This window comes from Brevundimonas sp., from assembly GCF_016463485.1.
Classification (GTDB): Bacteria; Pseudomonadota; Alphaproteobacteria; order Caulobacterales; family Caulobacteraceae; genus Brevundimonas.
In genome coordinates, this window is record NZ_JAEMRD010000145.1 from 1 (window position 1) to 8,139 (window position 8,139).

Here is an 8,139-nt window from a genome sequence, read left to right on the forward strand (position 1 = left end):
GATGCGCCGGGCGTCGAGGGCGACTTCGGCGTCCTGCCGGACCACGCCCCCTTCATGACGGCCCTGCGCGAAGGCACGGTCACCGTGTTCGACGGCTCGGCCCGGCGTGTGTTCGAGGTCCACGGCGGCTTCGCCGACGTGACCCCGGCCGGCCTGACCATCCTGGCCGAACAGGCATCGGAAGTCGCGGCGGCCTAATCTTTCTCGAAAACGTGCATGATCGCCGGGCCTCGTGTTTCCACACGGGGCCCGGTTTCGTTCTGGCTGCCTGAGCTGCGGTGTTGGCATCCCCGTCAGATCGTCAGCTTTCGACGCTGGCGGGGCGCGCTGGGAGCGACATCATGCAGCGATCCCTTCGGAGCCGCCCGTGTCCCTCCTGCCCGCCCTCATGGCCAGTCTCGCGCTTCAAACCGGCGTGGCCGAGGCCGTCGGACCTGCCCTTGATCGCGTGTGCATGGTTGCGGCTTCCGCCTCGGCGCGGACCAGGCGGCGACGGGCAAGGGCGGCGGGGTTCGAGTTCTGGGGCGACTTCTACGAGCTTGCCCGCGCCGATGGATCGATCGCGGCCCGCGTCACCGGTGACAGCTGTACCCTGGACATCATGCTGGAGCGCGACGCGCTGGATGGCGTGGATCGTGCGCTTCAGGCCTGGGCCGCCGCGCAGGGGCTGACCCAGACGCTGGATCAGACTGCCGAGGGCGTGGCGGAGCGCGATCGCTATCGGGTCAACGGCGGCCGGCTGAGCTGGAGCGTGACGCGGTCGCAGGCTGATGACGAGCCGGCTCTGATCCTTGTCACCTGGCGGCCGCGCGGCTAGGCCTGCGGGACCGGCGCTGATCGCGCCTTCGTCAAAGGATCACGCCTTGACCACCGCACCCGGTCCTCTGGCAGGGGTCCGCATCGTCGAGTTCGATGCCATCGGGCCCGTCCCGCTGGCCTCCATGCTGCTGGCCGACCTGGGGGCCGAGATCGTGCGGATCGCGCGGGCACCCAACTCGGGCCAGGCCTGGGACGACACGGGTGGGGCGGTGCTGAACCGCAACCGCAAACACGTCCATCTGGACCTCAAGGCGGCCGGGGATCGCGATCGGGCTCTGGCGCTCGTCGCGCGTGCCGACGCGGTCATCGAGGGCTTCCGCCCCGGCGTCATGGAGCGGCTGGGCCTCGGCCCAGAGGCCTGCCTCGCCGCCAATCCCCGGCTGGTCTTCGTCCGAATGACCGGGTGGGGCCAGACCGGGCCTCTGGCCGAGCGGGCCGGGCACGACCTCAACTATATCGCCGTGACGGGGGTGCTGGAGGCCATGGGCTCGCCGGACCGGCCGCCGCCGGTGCCGCTGAACCTGGTCGGGGACTATGGCGGCGGGTCGATGTTCGCCGTCATGGGGCTGCTGGCCGCCGTCATCGCCGCGCGGGCCTCGGGCCGGGGACAGGTCGTCGATGTGGCCATGACCGATGGGGTCGCGGCCCTTTCCAGCCTGTTCCACGGGCTGACGGCGTCGGGTCTGTGGATGAACGCGCGCGGGCTGAACCTGCTGGACGGCTCCAAGCCCTTCTATCGCTGCTACGCCTGTGCCGACGGCAGGCACGTCGCTGTCGGGGCGCTGGAGCCGGCCTTCTTCGCCCGGTTGCTGGTGGGGCTGGACCTCGACCCCGCCGCCTTCAGCCAGTTCGATCCGTCGGAATGGCCCGCCATGGCCGAGACGTTCGCCGGGGTCTTCGTCACCCGGACCCGCGACGAGTGGGCGGCGCGGTTCGAGGGAACCGACGCCTGCGTGTCGCCGGTGCTCGACTTCGCCGAGGCGGCCGACCATCCGCACAACGCCGCGCGGCAAACCCTGATCGAATTCGATGGGGTTCGCCAGCCGGCCCCCGCGCCTCGGTTCTCCGACACCCCTGCCGCCATCGACCCCGCGCGACGCGGCCTGATCGACATCGACGAGGCCGTCGCCGCCTGGAGCGATCAGGCGATGCCCGCGCCGCCCGCGCCGCCCGTCACGCCATAGACCTCGCCCGTCGTGAAGCTGGATTCCTGCGACGCCAGCAGCACATAGACCGGCGCGATCTCCACCGGCTGCCCCGGACGGCCGAAGGCGGACTGTTCGCCGAAATGCTCGACCTTCTCCTGAGGCTGGCCGCCGGAGGGTTGCAACACGGTCCAGAAGGGGCCGGGGGCCACCACATTGGCGCGGATGCCCTTCTCGATCAGCTGCTTGGCCAGGGCCTTGGTATAGGCGACGATCCCGGCCTTTGTGGTCGCATAGTCCAGCAGGATCGCCGAGGGCTCATAGGCCTGGATCGAGGCCGTTGTGATCACCGACGCCCCCGCCGGCAGGTGCGGCACCGCCGCCTGGACGATCCAGTGCAGGGCGTACAGGTTGGTCTTCATGGTCACGTCGAAATCGGCGGTGGAGACCTGGGATACGTCTTCGCGAAACTGCTGGTGGCCGGCGTTGATGACCAGGATGTCGAGCCCGCCCAGACCCTCGACCGCCTTCTCGACCATCCGGCGACACCAGGACTCGTCTGTGACGTCGCCGGGCATGGCGACGGCGGTGCGGCCCTCCGCCTCGATCAGCTTGATGACGTCGTCGGCGTCGGAGGCTTCGGACGGCAGATAGCCGATGGCTACATCGGCACCTTCCCGCGCGTAGGCGATGGCGGCGGCGCGACCGATGCCGGAATCACCGCCGGTGATCAGGGCCCTGCGACCGGCCAGCCGACCCGACCCCCTGTAGCTGGTCTCGCCGTGATCGGGCTCGGGCGTCATCCTCTCGGCCAGGCCCGGAGCGGGTTGCGGCTGTTTCGGAAAGGGCGGGCGCGGATACTGTTCGCGCGGATCCTGCATCGTCAGGCGATCGGTCATGGGAAGGCTCTCGGCTGGGAGTGAGCCGAATGAACACCGCCGGGCCGATTGGGTTCTGGCTCAGCTCGCGCGGAAGGCCGCGATGGCGTCGACGGTGGCCCGGACCTGGGTCTCGATCCCGGCCCAGTCGCCGGCCTTGACCGCCGCATCGGTGATCAGCTTGGAGCCCATGCCGGCCGCCACGATGCCCGCGCCGAACCATTTGGCGATCGAGGCCGCGTCGGGATCGACGCCGCCGGTCGGCATGATCTTGGTCCAGGGCATGGGGCCCAGCACCGCCTTGACGAAGTCGGGTCCGCCGACCGAGGCGCCGGGGAACAGCTTGATGATCTCGCAGCCCAGCTCCTGCGCCTCGCCGATGTCGCGCACCGAGCCGCAGCCGGGGAAATAGGCGACCATGCGCCGGTTGCAGACCCGCGCCACGTCCGGAACCAGACAGGGGCTGACCACGAACCGCGCGCCGCGATTGAGGAACTGGGCCGCCGTGCCCGCGTCGATGATCGAGCCGATCCCCAGAACGACGTCCGGGTCGGTCCGGATCAGCTCGCGATTGATCTCGCCGAACAGGTCGCAGGCGAAGTCGCCGCGATTGGTGAACTCCACCGCCTTGGCGCCGCCGCGCGCACAGGCGCGGATGACGTTCAGACAGACTTCGGGATCCGAATGATAGAAGACCGGCGCGACGCCCTGGGTCTGGAGGGCGGTCAGGACGCTGAGGCGATCGATCGGCATGGTCAGGTCTTTCGATATGTCTGCGTTCCCGTCGCCGCTCGGGCCGCGCGCGTCAAGGTCGCGGGCCGGAAACCGGTATCAATCCGTGTGACGAGGCCCTCTGCCTCTTGACCCCGCCGGTCGCTCGCTTCCTTGTCGCCTGAGGGGAGCATCGCATGAGCACGGACGGCGATCTGGAGGTGGCGGCGGGGTTCGCGACGGCGCTGGGGCCGCGCGCGGACAACCAGGATTTCGGCGGCGTTCATATCGGATCGCCGACGGAGCAGCGGCTGCACGGCATCATCGCCGTGGTCGCCGACGGCGTCAGCGGCTCAAAGGCCGGGCGGGTGGCGTCCGAACTGGCGGCACGCAGCTTCATCGACGGCTACCTCAGTCAGAATCCGCTCGGCGGGATCGCGGCGGCGGGCGTGGCGGCGCTGAGAGGGTTCAATCGCTGGCTCCATGCGCGGGGCAAGGCCGATCCGACCATGCAGGGCGCGGCGACCACTTTCACGGCGCTGGTGCTCCGGGGGCGGGAGGCGACGGCGCTTCATGTCGGGGACAGCCGGGCCTGGCATTTCCGCGACGGCGTCCTGACCCGGCTGACCGAGGATCACACCCTGTCGCAACAAGGGTTGAACCACGTCCTGTACCGCGCGGTCGGGATCGAGCAGGACGTCAAGCTGGACGTCCGGGTCCAGCCTCTGAAGGCGCACGACCGGCTGCTGCTGACCAGCGATGGGGTGCATGGGGTGGTGGACGAGGAGGCCCTGTGCCGGCTGCTGGCCCGGCGCGCGTCACCGGACGCGGACGCGCAGGCCGTCGTGGAGGCGGCGACGCTGGCCGGGACGCGCGACAATGCGACGGCCATCGTCCTGGACGTGGTCCGTATCGCGGCCCTGGACCGCGACGCCATCGGGGCGGAGGCGGAGGGCCTGCCCATCCTCCCGACGCCAAAACTCGGCGATAATGTCGATGGGTTCGTGCTGGAGCGGGTGCTGTCGGACGGGAAATACACCCGTCTGTTCATGGCGCGCGACGGGAGCGATCCGACCCCTGTGGTGGTGAAATTTCCCAAGCCGACCCTGTTGTCCGAACAGGGCGCGCGGGCCGCCTTCCTGCGCGAGAGCTTCATCGGGCGTCGCATCGACAGCCCCTTCGTCGGCAAGACCCTGGCGGTCGAGGCGGGACGCCAGAGCCGGCTCTATATCGTCCAGCCCTGGTACGAGGGCCAGACCCTGCACGGGCGGCTGGCGGGCGAGGGGCCGCTGGACATCCAGTCGGGGGTCTCCACGGCGATCCGCCTGGCGCGCGGCGTCGAGGCCCTTCATCGCCAGAACATCACCCACCGCGACATCAAGCCGGACAATGTGATCCTGGAGAAAGGGGGCGGGCTGAAGCTGATCGACCTGGGCGTCGCGCGCCTGCCCCGGATCGAAGGCTTCGGGAGCGAGGATTTCTCCGAGAACGAGGCACCGGGCACGCCGGGATACATGGCGCCCGAGCTGCACGCGGGGGCGGCGGGCGACGCGCTCAGCGATCAGTTCGCCCTGGGCGTGACCCTGTACCGGATGTTCTGCGGGCCCCAGTACCCTTGGGGACAGGCCGAGGGTCGTCCGCGCTTCGACCGACTGACGCGGCCGACCACGCACCGGCCCGATATGCCTGCCTGGCTGGAGGCCGCGATCGTGCGGGCCGTCGCGCCCGACCCGGACGACCGGTTCGCCGACGTCCAGGAGCTGATCCACGTGCTGGAAAGCGGCAGCGCCACGGCGGCGCCGATGGCGGACAGCCTGTCCCTGATGGAACGCTATCCGGTGCGATTCTGGCAGGCGGTTTCGGCCCTGTTGGCGGTGCTGCTGTTCATCGCCGTGGTCACGCGCTGAGGGCGAGCTCTGCGATGCGGCGCACCAGTGCGCTGTCGGCGGCGGCCAGCGGGTCCAGCACGGTGAAGTGGTCGAGGTCGGTCAGCGCCTCGAACCGGGTGTCGGCGCCCGCCGCGCCCCAGGCTTCGGCCATCATGCGGCTCTGACGGATGAACTCGGTGGTCTCGCCGCCGCCGACGAGGCAGTCGAGCACCGCCCCCTCCGGCACGGTCCAGCCCAGAGGGCTCAGGCGAGCCGCCTCGGCCGGGTCGAGACGCAGGGCCGTGTTGATCGAGGTATGAACCAGGGGACGCAGGTCGAAGACGCCGGAGATGGAGACGGCTGTCCCGGCCAACCCCTCGCTGAGCAGACAGGCCGCCAGATGCCCGCCGGCAGAATGGCCGACGAGGACGGGCGGGGTCGCCGCGCGCTCGGTCAGCAGCGCGATCGCCGTCCGCATCTGCTCGATGATGGTGGCCAGCGACACCTGCGGGCACAGATCATAGGCCGGAATGGCGACGCTGATGCCACGCGCCAGCAACGGCGGGGCGATCCAGCTGAACCACGACGGGTCCAGCGCCTGCCAGTAACCGCCGTGCAGGAAGGCGACGACGGGCGCGCCCGGCCCGGCCTCGAACAGGTCGATGGTCTCGCGCGGGCCGGGACCGTACCGCAGGACGGTCGGGGGCTCGGCGGCGCGGGTAGCCTCGGCCTCGGCCTTCCAGCGCGCCATGACGGCGGGGTGGTCGGGACAGGCGGCCCGGTTGTTGTAACCCGCTTCCAGATCCGGTCGGCTCTTACCCGTCACGTTCGCATCCGCTAGGAACGGCTCCAGACACGGGAGCCTTCGGCCATGATGACCGCCATCTTCGTCTTCATCAAATGCGAGCTGGGCCACGCCAACGACGTCGCCGCCGACATGGTCGACAATGTCGAGTACGTCTCGGAGGTCTATTCCACCTCGGGCCAGTACGACCTGCTGGCCAAGTTCCAGCTACCGAAGGAGATGGACATCGGCACCTTCGTGACGAAATCGGTCCAGACCCGGCCCCATATCCGCGACACCTTCACCGTCATCACCTTCTCGCCCTTCCTGCCGACCGGGAAATAGCCGGCCCGGACACGGAAGGGTCGCGAACGACGCCCAGTCAGGGTGAAACGGAGTTTCGACCATGCGCCTGATCCTGATCGCCGCCGCCGCGCTTCTGGCGTCCGCCTGTACACCGATGGTCGAGACCCCCGCGCCGTCGGGGCCGGGCCAGACCGCCGACGCGGCCTCCTGCGCGGCCAGGGGCGGCGAACTGCGTCGCGTGGGCCGGATGCAGAGCCAGCAGTGCATCCTCAAATACGCCGACGCGAACAAGCCCTGCACTGACAACGGCCAGTGCCAGGGCGACTGCCGGGTCGAGGGTTCGATCAGCACCCCCGCGGGGGCTGCGGTGGCCGGCCGCTGCACGATCGATTCCGACCGGTTCGGCTGTCACACCACGATCACCGGCGGCAAGGCCGATCCGACGCTTTGCATCGATTGACATCAGATGATCGGCGCCGCCCTTCGGGTCGCCGAAATGGGCGGAAAGCGTGTGGAGTTAAAGCCACTCCGCCAGCGGTTCGCGGGCCAGCATCTCGTCGTAGGTCGGGCGGGGGCGGATGACGGCCCACCGGTCGCCGTCGACCATGACCTCTGCCACCAGAGGGCGGGTGTTGTATTCGCTGGACATCACCGCCCCGTAGGCACCGGCGCCGGTGAACACCACCAGATCACCCGCCTGTAGTGGCGGCAGGTCGCGGCCGCGCGCGAAGGTGTCGCCGGTCTCGCAGATGGGTCCGACGATGTCGTAGGCGGTCGGAGCGTTGTGCCCGCCGACGGCGCGCGGCCGCACCGGCTGGACCTCGTGGAAACTGTCGTACATGGCGGGGCGGATCAGGTCGTTCATCGCAGCGTCCAGCACCAGGAAGCGCCGCCCGTCGGCACGTTCCGTCACCTGGATCACCCGGCTCAGCAACACGCCCGCATTGGCGGCCAGAAGCCGCCCCGGCTCGAACGCCGCCTCGATGCCGAGCCCGTCCAGCACCCGGGCCGCCATGGCCATATAGTCGGCCGGGGACGCGGTCGGTGCACCCCCGACATAGGGGACGCCGAGGCCTCCGCCGAGATCGAGCCGGGTCACGGCCTGCCCCCGCGTACGCAGCTGCTCGGTCATCGACCGCAATAGTTTGAACGCGGCCTCCAGCGGGGCCAGATCGGTGATCTGGCTGCCGATGTGACAGGCCAGCCCCACAGGAGTCACATGGGGCGAGGCGGCCGCGCGGACATACAGGTCCATCGCCTCGTCGGCCGGGACGCCGAACTTGTCGCCCTCGCCGCCGGTGGTGATCTTGGCGTGTCCGCCGGCCCCGATCTTGGGGTTCACCCGGATTGCGATCTCCGGCACGGCACCCCTGCGTTCGGCGATGGCGATCAGTCGGTCAAGTTCGGCCGGGCTCTCGACATTGATCTGGCGCACCCCCGCCTCGATGGCGAAGGCCAGTTCGGTGTCGGTCTTGCCCACGCCTGAGAAGATGATCTTGCCGGCCGGAACCCCGGCTCTCAGCGCGCGCCGGATCTCGCCCTCCGACACGGTGTCGGCACCGCAACCCAGTCTGGCCAGGGTCGCCAGCACCGACAGGTTGGAGTTGGCCTTGACCGCAAAGGCGATC

General features: G+C 69.7%; 10 protein-coding genes. 6 read left to right on the top strand and 4 right to left on the bottom strand.

The features are described from left to right. The 3 genes from atpC to JHC99_RS15745 all read left to right on the top strand — a co-directional run. A partial coding sequence (gene atpC / locus JHC99_RS15735) for a F0F1 ATP synthase subunit epsilon (RefSeq protein WP_292155431.1) occupies positions 1-198 on the top strand: 198 nt, incomplete at its 5' end. Between the two features lie 169 nt (positions 199-367). Further along, positions 368-817 carry a hypothetical protein gene (locus tag JHC99_RS15740; RefSeq protein ID WP_292155433.1) on the top strand — a complete coding sequence of 150 codons (450 nt, stop codon included), beginning with the start codon at positions 368-370 and terminating at the stop codon, positions 815-817. A gap of 46 nt (positions 818-863) precedes the next feature. Then, on the top strand, positions 864-2,003 hold the full coding sequence (locus JHC99_RS15745) for a CaiB/BaiF CoA-transferase family protein (RefSeq protein WP_292155435.1): 1,140 nt from the start codon (positions 864-866) through the stop codon (positions 2,001-2,003). Here JHC99_RS15745 and JHC99_RS15750 read toward each other — a convergent pair. Further along, a complete protein-coding gene (locus JHC99_RS15750) occupies positions 1,961-2,863 on the bottom strand; it encodes an SDR family oxidoreductase (RefSeq protein ID WP_292155437.1) in 903 nt (300 codons plus the stop codon). The two genes, JHC99_RS15745 and JHC99_RS15750, sit on opposite strands and share 43 nt — an antisense overlap. A 60-nt stretch (positions 2,864-2,923) precedes the next feature. Then, the gene (locus JHC99_RS15755) at positions 2,924-3,595 is read right to left on the bottom strand and encodes a bifunctional 4-hydroxy-2-oxoglutarate aldolase/2-dehydro-3-deoxy-phosphogluconate aldolase (RefSeq protein ID WP_292155439.1); all 672 of its coding nucleotides are present in this window, start codon (positions 3,593-3,595) and stop codon (positions 2,924-2,926) included. A gap of 155 nt (positions 3,596-3,750) precedes the next feature. Between JHC99_RS15755 and JHC99_RS15760 the strand changes: the two genes are divergently transcribed. Next, positions 3,751-5,460, top strand: a complete 1,710-nt coding sequence (locus JHC99_RS15760) for a bifunctional protein-serine/threonine kinase/phosphatase (protein WP_292155441.1) — start codon at positions 3,751-3,753, stop codon at positions 5,458-5,460. Here the strand turns inward: JHC99_RS15760 and JHC99_RS15765 are convergent. After that, entirely contained in the window at positions 5,450-6,247 is a 798-nt protein-coding gene (locus JHC99_RS15765; RefSeq protein ID WP_292155442.1) for an alpha/beta hydrolase, read from the bottom strand. The two genes, JHC99_RS15760 and JHC99_RS15765, sit on opposite strands and share 11 nt — an antisense overlap. A 45-nt stretch (positions 6,248-6,292) precedes the next feature. On the opposite strand from JHC99_RS15765, the gene JHC99_RS15770 reads away from it, so the two are divergent. Next, positions 6,293-6,550, top strand: coding sequence for an Lrp/AsnC family transcriptional regulator (locus tag JHC99_RS15770; RefSeq protein WP_292155443.1), 258 nt, complete (start codon positions 6,293-6,295; stop codon positions 6,548-6,550). Positions 6,551-6,611: 61 nt separating this feature from the next. Beyond that, positions 6,612-6,971 (top strand): hypothetical protein, encoded by a 360-nt coding sequence (locus tag JHC99_RS15775; protein ID WP_292155445.1) that lies wholly within the window; start codon positions 6,612-6,614, stop codon positions 6,969-6,971. Between the two features lie 57 nt (positions 6,972-7,028). On the opposite strand, the gene lysA is transcribed toward JHC99_RS15775, so the two are convergent. Next, positions 7,029-8,139 (bottom strand): diaminopimelate decarboxylase (lysA, locus tag JHC99_RS15780; protein WP_292155447.1); only part of this gene is annotated, 1,111 nt, incomplete at its 5' end.